13 protein-coding genes and 1 pseudogene are annotated in these 14,996 nt (G+C 71.2%); 8 read left to right on the plus strand and 6 right to left on the minus strand.

The window, feature by feature from the left end; genetic code table 11:
• The first annotated feature begins 143 nt into the window (after positions 1 to 143).
• The 4 genes from ACIA8L_RS39555 to ACIA8L_RS39570 all read left to right on the plus strand — a co-directional run bounded on the left by ACIA8L_RS39555 (position 144) and on the right by ACIA8L_RS39570 (position 4,746).
• Positions 144 to 1,250 (plus strand): citrate synthase 2, encoded by a 1,107-nt coding sequence (locus ACIA8L_RS39555; protein WP_395912739.1) that lies wholly within the window; start codon positions 144 to 146, stop codon positions 1,248 to 1,250.
• A gap of 103 nt (positions 1,251 to 1,353) precedes the next feature.
• Complete coding sequence (serC, locus tag ACIA8L_RS39560; RefSeq protein WP_395912740.1) at positions 1,354 to 2,472, plus strand: phosphoserine transaminase; 1,119 nt, start codon at positions 1,354 to 1,356, stop codon at positions 2,470 to 2,472.
• Between the two features lie 103 nt (positions 2,473 to 2,575).
• On the plus strand, positions 2,576 to 3,655 hold the full coding sequence (gene sepH / locus ACIA8L_RS39565) for a septation protein SepH (RefSeq protein ID WP_395912742.1): 1,080 nt from the start codon (positions 2,576 to 2,578) through the stop codon (positions 3,653 to 3,655).
• A 104-nt stretch (positions 3,656 to 3,759) separates the two neighbouring features.
• Positions 3,760 to 4,746, plus strand: a complete 987-nt coding sequence (locus ACIA8L_RS39570) for an aldo/keto reductase (RefSeq protein WP_395912743.1) — start codon at positions 3,760 to 3,762, stop codon at positions 4,744 to 4,746.
• Positions 4,747 to 4,749: 3 nt separating this feature from the next.
• Here ACIA8L_RS39570 and thpR read toward each other — a convergent pair whose 3' ends face one another.
• The 4 genes from thpR to ACIA8L_RS39590 form a co-directional block, all read right to left on the minus strand.
• Positions 4,750 to 5,310, minus strand: coding sequence for an RNA 2',3'-cyclic phosphodiesterase (gene thpR, locus ACIA8L_RS39575; RefSeq protein WP_395912882.1), 561 nt, complete (start codon positions 5,308 to 5,310; stop codon positions 4,750 to 4,752).
• 129 nt (positions 5,311 to 5,439) lie between these two features.
• Positions 5,440 to 5,616 carry a hypothetical protein gene (locus tag ACIA8L_RS39580; RefSeq protein WP_395912744.1) on the minus strand — a complete coding sequence of 59 codons (177 nt, stop codon included), beginning with the start codon at positions 5,614 to 5,616 and terminating at the stop codon, positions 5,440 to 5,442.
• Positions 5,617 to 6,706: 1,090 nt separating this feature from the next.
• Entirely contained in the window at positions 6,707 to 7,399 is a 693-nt protein-coding gene (locus ACIA8L_RS39585; protein ID WP_395912746.1) for a futalosine hydrolase, read from the minus strand.
• Complete coding sequence (locus ACIA8L_RS39590) at positions 7,396 to 9,186, minus strand: MFS transporter (protein WP_395912748.1); 1,791 nt, start codon at positions 9,184 to 9,186, stop codon at positions 7,396 to 7,398. The genes ACIA8L_RS39585 and ACIA8L_RS39590 overlap by 4 nt, the downstream gene beginning before the upstream one ends.
• A 72-nt stretch (positions 9,187 to 9,258) precedes the next feature.
• Here ACIA8L_RS39590 and ACIA8L_RS39595 point away from each other — a divergent pair, with 72 nt between their 5' ends.
• On the plus strand, positions 9,259 to 10,110 hold the full coding sequence (locus tag ACIA8L_RS39595) for a DUF3027 domain-containing protein (protein ID WP_395912750.1): 852 nt from the start codon (positions 9,259 to 9,261) through the stop codon (positions 10,108 to 10,110).
• A gap of 231 nt (positions 10,111 to 10,341) precedes the next feature.
• Here ACIA8L_RS39595 and ACIA8L_RS39600 read toward each other — a convergent pair whose 3' ends face one another.
• Both ACIA8L_RS39600 and ACIA8L_RS39605 read right to left on the minus strand, forming a co-directional pair.
• Positions 10,342 to 10,734 (minus strand): VOC family protein, encoded by a 393-nt coding sequence (locus tag ACIA8L_RS39600; protein WP_395912751.1) that lies wholly within the window; start codon positions 10,732 to 10,734, stop codon positions 10,342 to 10,344.
• 103 nt (positions 10,735 to 10,837) lie between these two features.
• Positions 10,838 to 11,038 (minus strand): annotated as a pseudogene (locus ACIA8L_RS39605) (DUF2530 domain-containing protein); the annotation flags it as partial.
• A gap of 120 nt (positions 11,039 to 11,158) precedes the next feature.
• Between ACIA8L_RS39605 and ACIA8L_RS39610 the strand changes: the two are divergent.
• From ACIA8L_RS39610 to ACIA8L_RS39620, 3 genes are all read left to right on the plus strand, one after another.
• Positions 11,159 to 11,599, plus strand: coding sequence for a MarR family winged helix-turn-helix transcriptional regulator (locus ACIA8L_RS39610; RefSeq protein WP_395912884.1), 441 nt, complete (start codon positions 11,159 to 11,161; stop codon positions 11,597 to 11,599).
• Complete coding sequence (locus ACIA8L_RS39615) at positions 11,596 to 12,903, plus strand: MFS transporter (protein WP_395912753.1); 1,308 nt, start codon at positions 11,596 to 11,598, stop codon at positions 12,901 to 12,903. Before ACIA8L_RS39610 ends, ACIA8L_RS39615 begins: the two co-directional genes overlap by 4 nt.
• A gap of 71 nt (positions 12,904 to 12,974) precedes the next feature.
• Entirely contained in the window at positions 12,975 to 13,901 is a 927-nt protein-coding gene (locus tag ACIA8L_RS39620) for a maleylpyruvate isomerase N-terminal domain-containing protein (RefSeq protein WP_395912754.1), read from the plus strand.
• Positions 13,902 to 14,996 lie beyond the last annotated feature (1,095 nt).

Genomic DNA, 14,996 nt, shown 5'->3' on the forward strand with positions numbered 1-14,996 from the left:
TCTGTGCCCCGAATTTGCGTGAAGATGTGTCGTGCAGGACACATCTGAGCCACCGTTCAGGCGGCAGCCGCCACGCCGCTGAGCGAAGATGGCTGGGCGAAGATGGGTTGGCGTTGACACCCCGATTTGATCAGGAGTGCGTGATGTCCGATTTCAAGCCGGGACTCGAGGGCGTGATCGCCTTCGAATCCGAAATCGCGGAGCCCGACAAGGAAGGCGGCGCGCTGCGTTACCGCGGCGTCGACATCGAGGATCTCATCGGCCAGGTGTCCTTCGGCAACGTTTGGGCATTGCTGGTCGACGGGAAGTTCGGGCCGGGTCTGCCGCCGGCCGAGCCGTTCCCGGTGCCCGTGCACTCCGGTGACATCCGCGTGGACGTGCAGTCCGCGGTCGCCATGCTCGCCCCCTACTGGGGCCTGGGCCAGCTGCTGGACATCGAGACCCCGCAGGCCCGCGAGGACCTGGCCCGGGTGAGCGTCACCGCGCTGTCGTTCGTCGCGCAGGCCGCCCGCGGCCTCGGGCTGCCGGCCGTGCCGCAGAAGGAGATCGACAAGGCCGAGACCATCGTCGAGCGGTTCATGCGCCGCTGGCGGGGCGACCCGGACCCGCGGCACGTCAAGGCCGTCGACGCCTACTTCATCTCGGCCGCCGAGCACGGCATGAACGCCTCCACGTTCACCACCCGCGTGGTCGCCTCCACCGGCGCCGACGCCGCGGCCTGCATCTCCTCCGGCATCGGGGCCCTGTCCGGCCCGCTGCACGGCGGCGCGCCGTCGCGCGTGCTCGGCATGATCGAGGCGGTCGAGCGCAGCGGCGACGCGGAGGGCTACGTCAAGAGCGTCCTGGACCGCGGCGAGCGCCTGATGGGCTTCGGCCACCGGGTCTACCGGGCCGAGGACCCGCGCGCCCGCGTGCTGCGGCGCACGGCCAAGGAGCTCAGCGCGCCCCGCTTCGAGGTCGCCGAGGCCCTGGAGAAGGCCGCACTGGAGGAGCTGCACGCCCGCCGGCCCGACCGGGTGCTGGCCACCAACGTGGAGTTCTGGTCGGCCGTCGTGCTGGACTTCGCCGAGGTCCCGGCGCACATGTTCACGTCGATGTTCACCTGCGCCCGGGTGGCCGGCTGGAGTGCCCACATCCTGGAGCAGAAGGAGCTCGGCCGCCTGGTCCGCCCGTCGGCGAAGTACGTCGGCCCGGCCCCGCGCAAGCCGCAGGACGTCGAGGGCTGGGAGAAGATCCCGCACGGGGTCTGAACGCAACGCTGTGTGACGCTCGTTAATTTTCTCGGGGCGGCGGCGGGGAAGATGGCAGGATCCGCGAGGTACCCGCCCGCCCGCCGCACCCCGGAGTACTCACATGGCTGACATCCGCATTCCCGACGAGATCAAGCCCAAGGACGGCCGCTTCGGCTCCGGCCCGAGCAAGGTGCGGCCGGAGGCGGTGCAGGCCCTCGCCGGTGTGGCCGCCACGTGGATGGGCACCAGCCACCGGCAGAAGCCCGTCCGCGACGAGGTGGCCCGGCTGCGGCGGGGCCTCGCGGAGCTGTTCAGCCTGCCCGCGGGCTACGAGGTCGTCCTGGGCAACGGCGGCAGCACCGCGTTCTGGGAGGTCGCGGCCTTCGGTCTGATCCGGGACCGGGCCCAGTTCGCCAGCTTCGGCGAGTTCGGCGCCAAGTTCGCGTCCGCGGCCAAGAAGGCCCCGTTCCTCGGCGAGCCGACCGTGATCAAGGCGGAGCCGGGCACCGGCGCCATCCTGCGCGCCGAAGCCGGTGTGGACGCGTACTGCTCGCCGCACAACGAGACCTCGACCGGCGTCGCGGTGCCGGTGCGGCGTCTGGACGGTACCGATGAAGGCGCCTTGCACTTGACCGACGCGACTTCGGGGGCGGGCGGGCTCGACGTCGATGTGAGCCAGACCGACGTCTATTACTTCGCGCCGCAGAAGGGCTTCGGCTCCGACGGCGGCCTGTGGATCGCGCTCATGTCGCCGGCCGCCATCGCGCGGGCCGCGGAGATCAAGGAGTCCGGCCGCTACATCCCCGACTTCCTCGACCTGCAGACGGCGATCGACAACTCCCGGCTCGAGCAGACCTACAACACCCCGGCCCTGGCGACGATCTTCCTCGCGGCCGAGCAGGTCGACTGGATGCTGGCCGGCGGCGGGCTGTCGTTCGCGGCCAAGCGCAGCGCGGAGTCGGCGGCGCTGCTCTACGGCTGGGCCGAGCGTTCGGCGGTGGCCACCCCGTTCGTCACCGACCCGGCGGTGCGCTCCAACGTCGTCGGGACCATCGACTTCGCTGACTCGATCGACGCCACGGCCATCGCCAAGGCGCTGCGGGCCAACGGGATCGTCGACACCGAGCCCTACCGCAAGCTGGGCCGCAACCAGCTGCGGGTCGCGATGTTCCCCGGCGTCGACCCGGCCGACGTCGAGGCGCTGACCGTCTGCGTCGACTACGTCATCGAACGTCTCTGATCAGCTTTTTGTCGGCGCGGCGTGCGTCTTTCCAGCTACGGTTGTCGTACTGTGACTGGAAGGCGCCGGCCGATGGTGCCTGATGCGGGGACGGAGGCACGCGATGCGGCCTGTGCGATTCGTCGCCCTCTCGGAGGACGGGCAGGCGTTCGTCCTGGCCGACGAGGTTGGGCGGCTGCTGGCGCTGCCCATCGATGAGCGTGTCCAGGGTGCCCTGCGCCCCGACCACAGCCACCCGACGACCATCGTCGAGACCGGTGCTTCCCAGCTCGCGCCGCGTGACATCCAGGCCCGCATCCGCTCCGGCGAGTCGGCCGACGAAGTCGCGCGGGCAGCCGGCGTGCCCGTCGACCGGGTCCTGCGTTACGCGGGCCCGGTGCTGCAGGAGCGGGCCATGCTCGCCCAGCACGCCCGGCGCACCCGGCTGAAGACCTCCGACCGCGGCTCCTCCCTGGCCGAGGTCGTCGACACCCGCCTCAGCCAGCACGGGATCGACACCGAGAAGATCTCCTGGGACGCCTACCGGCGCGAGGACGGCACCTGGCGCATCACCGCGACCTGGCCCAGCGGCAAGGCGACCGCGCAGGCCGTGTGGGAGCTGGACAAGGCCCGGCAGCTGGTCGCGCCGCACGACGACATGGCGCAATACCTGTGCACCGAGCGCGCCCCGGCCGGCCTCGAGCCGCCGGCGCCGGAGCGGTCCATGCCCAGCCGGGGCGAGACCAGCCGCGGTGACCTCGGGCTGCGCCCCGACGCCGGGCGCAGCGGTGGCCACGAGCCGATCCGGCCGACCACGCCCGAGCGCCGCCCCGGTGGCCGCACCCTGGGCAACGACCCGATCCGGGCCGGCCGCGACGCGCTGCTGGCCTCGCTCGACCGGCCGCTCGGCTCGCAGCCGGGCGAGGAGCAGGCGCCCGTCGTCACGCCCCCCGCCAAGCACGAAAACCGGGCCCGCGGTGCCGCGGCGCTGATCGGCCGCTCCCCGTTCGACGAGGACTCGGATCAGGCGAAGGAGATTCCGGCGGTACCGTCGCTGGCTGTGCTTCGCCCGCGCCGCAACACGGCCTCGGCGGCGGCCGCGGTGGAGCAGCCGTCGGCGGCCACCGAGAAGCCACGCAAGCGCCTGCCCAGCTGGGACGACGTGCTGTTCGGCGGCGCACCGGCGGCCCGCGAGACCTCCTGAGCTCGGCTGCTTCGCGCTTTTCTGCGCTTGGCGGCCCGCGAGACCTCCTGAGGGGTATTCGCAGGGTCTGTTTGGGCCTGCTTTACCGGGATAGTTTGGTGTGCATGGAGTACACCAACCTCGGGCGCACCGGCCTCTCCGTGAGCCGCCTCTGCCTGGGCACCATGAACTTCGGGCCGAAGACCACCGAGCCGGACAGCTTCGCGATCATGGACCGCGCGCTGGAGCACGGCTTCAACTTCTTCGACACCGCGAACGTGTATGGCTGGAAGACCGGCGAAGGCATCACCGAGACCATCATCGGCAACTGGTTCGCCCAGGGCGGCGGCCGCCGCGAGAAGGTCGTCCTGGCGACCAAGGTCTACGGCAAGATGCAGGAGTGGCCCAACGGCCAGGGCCTCTCCGCCCGGCACATCATCGCCGAGGCCAACGCCTCGCTGCGCCGCCTGCAGACCGACTACATCGACCTGTATCAGATGCACCACATCTCCCGGACCACGCCCTGGGAGGAGATCTGGCAGGCGATGGAGGTCCTGGTCGCCCAGGGCAAGGTCCTCTACGTCGGCTCGTCCAACTTCGCCGGCTGGCACATCGCGGCCGCGCAGGAGTCGGCGAAGGCCCGCCACTTCCTCGGCCTCGTCGCCGAGCAGTGCATCTACAACCTCATGGCCCGCACGGTCGAGCTGGAGGTGCTCCCGGCCGCCAAGCAGTACGGCCTCGGCGTCATCCCGTGGTCCCCGCTGCACGGCGGCCTGCTCAGCGGCGCCCTGGCCAAGCAGGCCGCGGGCACGGCCGGCCGGTCCAGCGAGGGCCGCTCGGCCGAGGACCTGGAGAAGCACCGCGGCGCGATCGAGCAGTTCGAGAAGCTGGCCGCCGGGCTCGGCGGCGACCCGTCGAACGTGGCCCTGGCCTGGCTGCTGGCCCAGGAGGCGGTGACCGCCCCGATCATCGGCCCCCGCACGATCTCGCAGCTCGACAGCACGCTCGGGGCTCTGGAACTGCAATTGGATCAGGCGACGCTGGACCGGCTCGACGAGCTCTTCCCGCCGGTCGGCAAGGGCGGCCCCGGCCCCGAGGCGTGGGCCTGGTAGTCCTCAGCTCGCTTCGCTCAGCGGGACCCTGGCCAGGACGTCATACTCCGGCCGGGGTCCAAGGCGACTACGCATCAGGTGTACTTCCTGGAGGCGCCACGCCGGCGAGCGGTACCCGGCCAGCATTTCAAGATCCCCGCCGAGCTCCTCGGCGCTCAGTATGTCGGACGGCCGGGCGATGGTCACGTGCGGCTGCCATTCGCGCTTGTCGAACGGCAGCCGGTGCCGTTTCAGCGCCTTCCTGGTCCGATCGCCGAGCCGCTTGAGCCCCGCACCGCCGTCGTCGGTCTCGACCCCGGCCACCAGGTGCCGAAACTTCCCCCGCCCCAGCGTCTTCCCACCGGCGATCCACACGGTAGGCACCGGGACGTCGGCCAACTCCTGAAGCGCCGCGACGGACGCAAGCTCATCCTCGACGTCCCCGATGAACGCGACGGTGAGATGCCACCGCTCCGGCGAAGCCAGCCGCACGGACCGCTCCCGCGGCCGCGCCACGGCCAGCCGATCCACGACGACCTTGAAGTGTTGCTGCACTTCGATCGGCGGATACACCGCCATGAACACCCTCAACCTCGACTCTTCCTACCGTTTGTCTCTCTACTGCGGTCTTTCTACCGCCGTCTTCGGCCCGCGGTCTCTTTCTACCGCCGTCTTTCTACCGCCGTCTTCGGCCCGCTGCCTTCAGTGTTGTCCTCAGCGTTGTTCAGCGCCGGCATTCCTGAGCACCAGCCCGGCCCGCTCCAACTCCCCCTCGACCCGCAGCCGCTCAACTTCGAGATCGATCCCGGTGAGCTCGTCGAGGTGCTCCTCAACCTTCAACTCCGCGCAAGCGACGTGCAACCCTTCGTCGTACGCCTCCTGCACCGCCACGAACCAGACTCGAGACCGCGTGGCGACACTCTCCCGCAGCCGATTCAACCGCCGCAAATCCCCCGCGACCTGCTCAATCGGCGGCCCGACCACCTGCAGCGACTCCGTCTCGGTGACCGCATCCTCGATCTCTCGCGCAACCCGCCACCGCTCCAGCCACCGCCCAACCCGGGTCCTGCGCTCGTGCAGGGCCTGCTCTCCGACCCCGGCCCCAGTCCCGGCCCCGGCCTCAGTCCCGGCCCCGGTCTCAGTCCCAGTCCCAGTCCCAGTCCCGGCCCCGGTCCCGGTCCCGGTCTCGCCGAGCTGAGGCCGCTGCCCGATAACCGGCGCCTCTTCCCACCGCTGCCCGAACTGCGTCTCCCGAGACCACCGATCAAGCCGAGCCCACCGCCGATCCCGAGCCAGCCGCTCCAGCTCAACCCGCTGTTGTCTTTTAACAAGCCGCCGCCGAACCCCCCGCGGCAACACCCACCGAACCCGAGTCCAAACCTTGCCCACCACTTCATCAGCCGACATGAGCAACACACAGACCAGACAAGGAGCCACGGCGATAAGCCCAATGACCCCCGCCACCACCAGCCCGTGCAGGACGCCCACGATATGAGACTAAGCTCACATCGAAACGACCGCCACCAATTTCCTCACCTTCCCCACGCCAACCTCCACCCTCGACCCCGACGCCACGAGCCGCGCGGTCCGGAGCCGCACACGAAGCCCGGACGCGACAGGGGCACGAGCGCACAGTCACGGACGCATGAACGCACACGCACAAACGGACACACCAGCGCCCAGCCATGCACGCACGCGCACGCACGCACGAGCGCCCAGTCATGCACGCACGCACGCACGGACCGCGCACGGCACCGGCGGTGGCCTCGGCGAGCAGCATCGCACCGCATGATCAGCGCACGCCAATTACGCCCGACCGTGCCCGAATGTGGCACGCCAAGCCAGCCGCGGACCGCACACCGCAGCGCAGCGCACCGCACCTCGTGGTCAGCGCACGCCGCGCCCGCCACGCCACGTCCGACCGCGCCCCCAGAAGCGGCACGCCAAAGCCGGTCGCGTGCCGAGGCGCCGGAGCGCAGGATCAGCGCACGACGAGCGCCCCGAAGGCGTCCTGCAAGGTTGCCAAAGCCTGTGGTATTCGCCATGCGGCTCGGTCGCGTGGTCCGACGGCGTTGGAGACGGTGCGGATCTCGCCGAAGGCTGTTGCTGGCCACAGCCGCGCCGCGCTGGCCACGCCGAAGCCCTCCATCGCCTCGGCCACCGCGTCGGGGTGTCGCTTCTGCACCAGCTCCTTCGAGTGGGCCGTGCCCGTCACCGTCGAAACCGTCAGCACCGGCCCGCCGATCGCTTCGGGCAGCGCCTGTCGGAGGGTCCGCAGCAAGCCCGGGTCGGCGTCACAGCGCGACGTGCCGAAGCCCAGCTCGTCGACGCTCTGGAACCCGTCCGGCCCTTCGGCGCCCAGGTCGGCCGCGATCGACTCGGTCGCGACGACCAGGCCGCCGATCTCGACGCGCCCCGCGAAACCGCCCGCGATGCCGGCCGAGACGGCCACGTCGAACGGCGCGCCTTCCTGCATCGCGATGGTCAGGTGCTGGGCCGTCACCGCCGCGGCCGCCGCTGGCCCCACCCCGCACGCGACCACGACCACGGGTGCGCCGGACTCGAGCGCGTCCGCTCCTTGCTCGCCGAGCCCCAGCCCGCCGAGCACGCTCGCCCGTTCCGCCTCGACCGCGGTCACGATCAACGCCCGGGAGTACCCCAGAAACGACCTCATCGCTCGTCGTCCTCCAGCCGCGCCGTCGGGTCGGTCCCCGACGGCCGATACAGCGTGTACCCCGGTGGGGCCAAGGGTGAACCGTCCTCGACGTCCACGGCCGGCATCCGCCTCGTCTCCGTCGGCCCGCCGGCCGGCGGTGGGGCCGCGGACGGGGACGGAGCCGTGGACGGTGGCGGCGCCGAACCTCCACCAGGTGCCGTGGGCGCGGAGGCGGTCTCCGTCGCCCGCTCCCCCCGCCGCCCGAACCCGAACCGCCGACGTTCCCCCTGCTCAGCCGCCTGCGCCGGCCGCGGCACCGTGGGAGCCTCGGAAGCGCCGCCAGCTCCAGCGCCCGCCGCCGTGGTGCTGGTGCTGGCGCCCGTGGTCGTCGTGGAGCTCGCCTGCCGGGCCGGCGTGACCACCGTGGTCCCCTCGGCATCGGGCACGTCCGCCGGCGCACCCCGCAGCCGCTCCTTGCGCAGCACCACCGCCGAATACAGCGCCCGCACCGCCCCCAGCGTCACGAACCCGGCCGCCAGGATCAGCCCCCACGACGAGCCGAACGGCACGAGCCCGACCGCCCCGCCGAGCACCCACGCGATCATGAGCAGCGTCTCGGAGTGGGCGAACGCGCTGGCCCTGACGTTCTCGTCGATCCGCTCCTGGATCGAGGCGTCCACGGCGAGCTTGGCCAGGCCGCTGGCGACCGCCGTGAACAGGCACAGCAGCGCGACCGTGGCCAGCGAGTTGCGGTCGGCGGCGAGGACCGCGACGAACGCGACCATCACCAGGCCGATCGCCTGCAGCTGGGCGGGGCGGTGGATGCGCAGCCGAGTGCCGATCGCCGTAGCGAGGAACGTGCCCACGCCGAGGGCCCCGGCCGCCACGACGACCGCCGCCTGCTGGGAGAGCTGCCAGGCCAGGAAGCCGACCGGAAGCGTGCCCTCCTTGATCGCGAACGCGAGGTACAACGTCAGGAAGCCGTAGAGCGCCCGCAGCGTGGCGCTGCCGATCAGCGCGGACACCACCACGCGGCCGCTGAGCACCTTGACCTGGCGCCGGCCGAGGCTGCGCCGGAGCACGCCCGGGACCGTCTCGGGCGGGTCGGAGTCGGCGCGGGCCGGCAGCCGCAGGGCGGTGACCATGCCGAACACGAACACGAGGATGGACAGCCGCAGCGGCCACTGCGGACCCCACTGCCCGGCGAGCAGCCCGAGCGGCAGGGCGATGGCCCCGGCGATGGTCCCGAACACGGAGGCTCGCGCGCCCGCCTCGGACAGCCCCAGCCCGGGCGGCAGCACCCGGGGCACGGCGGCGCTGCGAGCCACCCCGTAGGCCCGGGACAGCACGAGCATGCCGAACGCGGCCGGATAGAGCAGCCAGCTCGAAAGGTGATCGGAGAGCAGGAAGGCCAGGGCGGCCCGGCCGAGCATGGTCACGGCGAGCGCATAGCGCCGGCCGTGCCGGAACCGGTCGAGCAGCGGCCCGATGACCGGCGCGAGCAGCGCGAACGGCAGCATGGTGATGAGCAGATAGAGGGCCACGCGGCCGCGGGCCTCGCCGGCCGGCACCGAGAAGAAGACGGTCCCGGCCAGGCCCAACGTGACCAGGGCGTCGCCCGCGCACGACGCGGCGTGCAGGTCGAGCAGGCGCAGCATGCCGGCCTCGCCACCCGCACCGCGCTCGCGGACGCGCAGCAGGTTGCGCCCGAGGTAGCGGCCCGCCCGCGTGGTGCCCACGGTCGCGACCCGGGCCGCGCGCGCGGTGGTCACCACGGTCTGTGCCACTCCTCGAATCACCGACATGCCACCATCTTGGACCACGGGTACGACAGAAATCGGGGCGCGCCGGGACCGGCATGTTGAGGAGGCGCGGGGATGAGCAAGAATAGGGTCGTGACTGCCTCGACTGCGCCCACGCGAGGAAGCGGCCGTGCCGCGAAGCCCGACCAGGTCCTGACCGACGCGGTCGACGTCGCGATGCAGGGACTCGACGTCGTCGACCCTGAGCACATCGGTGCGCATATGGGCGTTGTGGCAGAAGGCGAACGCCTGGTCACGCACTTCTTCGAGTGCGGCCTGCCCGGATACCGCGGCTGGCGCTGGGCCGTCACCGTCACCCGCATCCCGCGCAGCAAGCAGGTCACGATCTGCGAGTCGGCGCTGCTCCCGGGCGCGGAGTCGCTGCGCGCGCCGGAGTGGGTGCCGTGGCAGGAGCGCCTGCAACCCGGCGATCTGGGCGTGGGCGACCTGCTGCCGACCCCGGCCGACGACATCCGCCTGGCACCCGGCTACGTGCTGTCCGACGACCCGGGCGTCGAGGAGGTCAACTGGGAGCTCGGCCTCGGCCGCGCCCGCGTCCTGTCCCGCGAGGGGCGCCTGGACGCGGCCCAGCGCTGGTACGACGGCGACCGCGGCCCCAACGCGCCCATCTCCGTCGCCGCCCCGTCGGCCGCCCGCTGCGGCTCGTGCGGCTTCTACATGCAGCTCGCCGGCTCGATGCGGCAGGCGTTCGGGGTGTGCGGCAACGAGTACGCGCCCGACGACGCCCAGGTCGTCTCGGTCGACCACGGCTGCGGCGCCCACTCCGAGGTGCTGGTCGAGCAGGTCCAGGTGGTCGACGAGCTGCCGACGGTGTTCGACGACAGCGAAGTCGAGGCGGTCGCGGTGAGCCGCGCCCCGGGCTCCGTCGACGGCGACGAACCGGCCGAACCGTACGGACACGGATAAAAGCCCCGAAACGCAAAAACCCGGCCGAGCCGGAAGAACAAAAGCCCGGCCAAGCCGGAGAAAAGGCCCGGCCGAGCCGGAAGAACAAGAGGCTTTTTACTCGGGTCCGCGGTGATTGCGGTCCGCTGCTCCCGCCAGACACCGGTCGGCGCCAGGGCGCCTCCCTTCGGCGTCCGTAGTAATTACGGTGCCGAAGAACGAGGCGCCTGGCGGCACCTAATGAAAAACCGGCTACGGAAGCGGCGCGTAGAGGTCGACGCCGTTGCCGTCGGGGTCGTGGACCACCGCGTACCGCTGCCCCCAGAACGCGTCCCACGGCTCCTTGTGGCCCTCATGTCCGGCCGCGACCAGCTCGGAGTACATCCGATCGACCTCGGCCGGCGAATCGCACTCGAATGCGAGCCCGATGCGGCCACCCCCGACCGGCGGCACCCAGCCGGGGTCGAACGAGTGGATCGTCTCGACGGTGTCCCAGGCCAGCTTGAGGCCGTCGCCGAGCACGTACTCGACGTGCGGCGCCTTGTCCTCGGCCTCCGGCACGTCCAGCCCGAGACGGCGGTAGAAGGCCAGCGCCCGCGGCATGTCCGCGACGACGATGCCGATCACATTCAGTCGAAGTCCCATGCGCCCCAACCTAGGGAGCGGTCGGCGCGTCCGTCTTGAACGAATCGGACGTCCCGGCTCCGGTGCCCGACCCCGGCTGCGCGCCGGTCTCCGCTCCCGAAGACGCCGCCCGGGCTCGGCGCCGCCGCCGGTTCCGGTCGTGGATGAGCATGAACGACAGGCCGGGAATACCCCAGATCGCGCCGGCGATGGCGATGCCGAACCAGTGGCCGTGACCGTGTGTCGCGAGCTCATCGCGGAACGGCAGCATGACCAGCGCCGCGACGATCCACAGCGCGATGCCCCCGAGGGCGAACGGCACCATCGGCGGGTCCAAGGGCTTGGGCGGCGCGTTCACGCCGCAAACGGTACCCCCCGGAAAAGGCTTTTGGTGATCGAACCCACAGGTCGTTAGCCAGGCTTATTAGATAAGCTAACTATCGTGATGGTTCGCGTACCCAAGCTCGCCGCCGCCCAGCTCGCGGCCGCCCTGCGGGACAGCATCACCAGGCTCAACCGTCGACTGCGCCAGGCCCGGCCGATGGGTGATCTGACCATTACGCAACTGTCGGCGCTGACCAGTCTCGAACTTTCAGGCGCGTTGACGCCGCGCGAACTGGCCGAGATTGAGCGAGTACAACCGCCGACTCTGACCAAAATCGTGGCAAAGCTGGAGGATCGCGGGCTCGTGCAGCGGTCCCCGCACCCGACCGACGGGCGGCAGGTGATCCTCGCCGCCAGCGAGTCGGGCCGCGCCATCGTCGCCGAGCACCGCCGCACCCGCGACGAGTGGCTGGCCAAGCAACTCATGGCCCTCACGCCGGAGGAGCGGGACGTCCTGACCAAGGCCGCCGAGATACTGGGGAGGATCGGGCGCAGCGCATGAAAGGCAGCACGTTCGGCTCACTGCGGGTCCGCAATTACCGTCTGTTCACCATCGGCCAGCTGATCAAGCTTCTCGGCACCTGGATGCTGTTCACCGCGCAGGACTGGCTGGTCCTGCAGCTGTCCGACGACTCGGCCTCCGCCCTCGGCGTGGTGACCGCGCTGCAGTTCACACCGGTGCTGCTGCTCACGCTGTACGGCGGGCAGCTCGCGGACCGCTTCGACAAGCGCCGCCTGCTCCTGTTCGCCAACGCCGCCTCGGCCGTCGTCGCCACCCTGCTCGGCGTGCTCGTCGTCACCGGGGTCGTGACCCTGTGGTGGGTCTTCGTCACCGCCGGCCTGTTCGGTGCCATCAGCGCCATCGAGACCCCGGTCCGCCAGTCGTTCGTCTCCGAACTGGTGGGCAAGGAGCTGCTGCCCAACGCGCTGTCGCTCTCGTCGGCCACGTTCAACACCGCCCGCATCGTCGGCCCGGCCGTGGCCGGTGTCGTGATCGCCGTACTGCACGACCGCACCGGCCCGATCTTCCTGCTCACGGCGGTGCTCTGCACGGCCCCGCTGGTCTCGCTGGCCCGGATGACCGCGGCCGAGCTGTTCCGGGTCGAACGCGACGCGATCGCGGCGAGCGAGGCGCGGATGATGGACGGGCTGCGGTACGTCCGCCAGCGCCCCGACCTCAGCCTCGCCATCCTCCTCGTGTTCCTCGTGAGCCTCTTCGGCTTCAACTTCCAGCTGACCCTGGCCGTGCTGGCGAAGGTCGAGTTCCACGTCGACGCCAAGTACTTCGGCCTGCTCACCACCGCGATCGCACTCGGCGCCCTGGCCGGTGCCCTGGCCAGCTCGAGGCGCCGCACGCGCCCGTCGGTCTACCGCGTCCTGACCGCCGCGATCCTGTTCGCCGGCTTCGAGTCCCTGGTCGGCGTGGCCCCCAACTTCGCGGTCGCCGTCGCCCTGCTCATCCCCACCGGCTTCTTCATGATCTACTTCGCGCAGGCCGCCAACCAGCGCGTCCAGCTCGGCGTGGACGCCGCCTTCCGGGGCCGCGTCATGGCGCTGTACGTGCTGGTCTTCCTCGGCAGCACACCCGTCGGCTCGCTGATCATCGGCTGGTGCGCCGAGCGCTTCGGCCCCCGCTCGGGCCTGTGGACCGGCGGCCTGATCTCACTGTTCGCCGCGGCACTCCTGGGCATCATGCAACTGCGCCGCACCGGCGGCCGGATTCACGTCGCCTGGCGCCCCCGCCTGCAGGTCCACGTCCACGAACGCAACACTGGCGTCCCGGCCGTCCGGCCGGCTGTGCGCTGAGAGCTTACGATCGCATCGGAGTGGTGCGAGCACGGGGATTTTTGTCGTACCTGTGTGGTTGAGTCACGGGCATGGAGCGATCGCGACTGCTGCAGTGCCTGTCCGCCGACTACATGCGCCTCCGCGACGTGGCGGGCGCGGGCCTGACCGCCAAGGTGCCCAGCTGCCCCGGCTGGACCGTGGCCGATCTGGTCCGCCACGTGGGCCAGGTCTACCTGCACAAGGCCGAGGTCATGCGCAGCGGCTCCTGGCCCGATCCGTGGCCGCCCGAGGAGATCCTGACCGAAAACCCGATCGCCCTGCTCGACCGCGGCTACGGAGCCATCACCCACGAGTTCTCCCGCCGCGGCGACGACACCCCCGCGACCACCTGGCACCGCCCCGACCAGACAACCAAGTTCTGGATCCGCCGCATGGCCCAGGAAACCGTCATCCACCGCCTCGACGCCGAGCTGGCCCACAACACGGACGCCGCCCCAATCCCCGACGACCTGGCCGTCGACGGCGTGGCCGAGGTCCTCGAGCTGTTCGTCGGCTACGGCTCAACAGCCTGGCCCGACGACTACAACCAACCCCTGGCCGACGCCAAGGGCCACACCATCCGCGTCGAACTGACCACGCCACCCCCGGCCGGCGCCTACGGCCCGCAGGGCGCTCCCGGCTCCCACGGCGGTCGGGGCACTCCTGGCTCCCACGCCGGTCAGGGCGCGCACGGGCCCCAGGCCGGTCAGGGCGCTCCCGCAAGACCAACCCACGCCTGGCAGATCCGCGCCGAAGCCGACCGAGTCATCGTCACCAGATCCGCCCCAACCGCAGCCACAACCCCAACCGACCCACCACCGGCCATCACGGTAACCGGCACTCCGGCCCCCATGCTGCGATGGCTTTGGGCACGCGAATCAACCCCAACGACCGATGTGCATTCACCGATCGAGGTGAAGGGTGACGAGGAGGCCTTGGCAGAGTTCCGCTCTCTGCTAAGAGCCGGCACACAGTAAAGCCCTCCCGGGCGGGCCCCCGGGACAACCGGCGGTGAGGCCGGGCCAGGCGCGACGAGGGGGCGCCGCCTGCCCGGCCTCACCCGCCGCGTCCCGCTCGCCCGCGTCCCCGTGTCCGCGCGTCCCCCCTCGCCCGCGTCCCCGCTCGCCGGTGCCCCATGTCCGCGCGTCCCCGCTCGCCGGCGCCCCCATGTCTGCGCGTCCCGCTTGCCTGCGTCCCCGCGTCCCCGCTCGCCGCATCCCCGCTCGCCCGCTCGCCGCGTCCCCGCTCGCCCGCGCCCCCGCCGTGGTCAGCGTCGGCCCGATCGCGATCAGGGATGCCGGTCGCCCACGAAACCAACGACTCGGCTCCGGTCGCACGCCAATCGCCCCGCAGACGCCCACTACCTGGCATCGCCTGCGCCCACACCACCTGGCATCGTCTGCGCCCACACCGACGGGTCAACACGCGGCCCAGCATCGAACGCCAGGACTGAACGAGCGGCCGAGCTGCGCGCCGACTACCGAAGCGTTCAGGCCGACGCGGGCAGGCCAAGGCGAGCGGCGTGATGGCCGTCAGCCCGACAAGGCAGACAAACCGCGCTTATCGGCCCGATGCGGGGCCAGAAACGTTAGGCGTGATCTGGATATGTCAGGCGCTTCGCTTGCCCGACATATCCGACTTATCGCCTGACGGGGTATCGGTGCGGAATCAGGGGATGTGCGGTCGGCGAGGTCGGTTGTCGGGACGAGTTTGTGAGGCGGCGCAGCGTGCAATCAGCTAGGTCAGTGACAGCGACGAAGTGGTGAGGCCTCGGGGCGTGCGAGCGGCGAGGTCGGTGGCGATGTCGAACTTGCGGGGCGGCGCGGGCGGCGTGCAGTCCGAGCAGCGGAAGTTGTGCGGCCTCGCGACATGCGGGCGGCGCGAGCGGTGGCGAAGCCGAACTTGTAGGGCGGCGCGGGCGGCATGCAGCGTGCAGTCCGAGCGGCGGAGGTGGTGCGGCCTCGCGACGTGCGGGCGGCGAGGTCGGTGGCGATGTCGAACTTGCGGGGCGGCGCGGGCGGCGTGCAGTCCGAGCAGCGGAAGTTGTGCGGCCTCGCGACATGCGGGCGGNG

This window comes from Dactylosporangium sp. NPDC051541, assembly GCF_044454505.1.
Lineage (GTDB): Bacteria > Actinomycetota > Actinomycetes > Mycobacteriales > Micromonosporaceae > Dactylosporangium.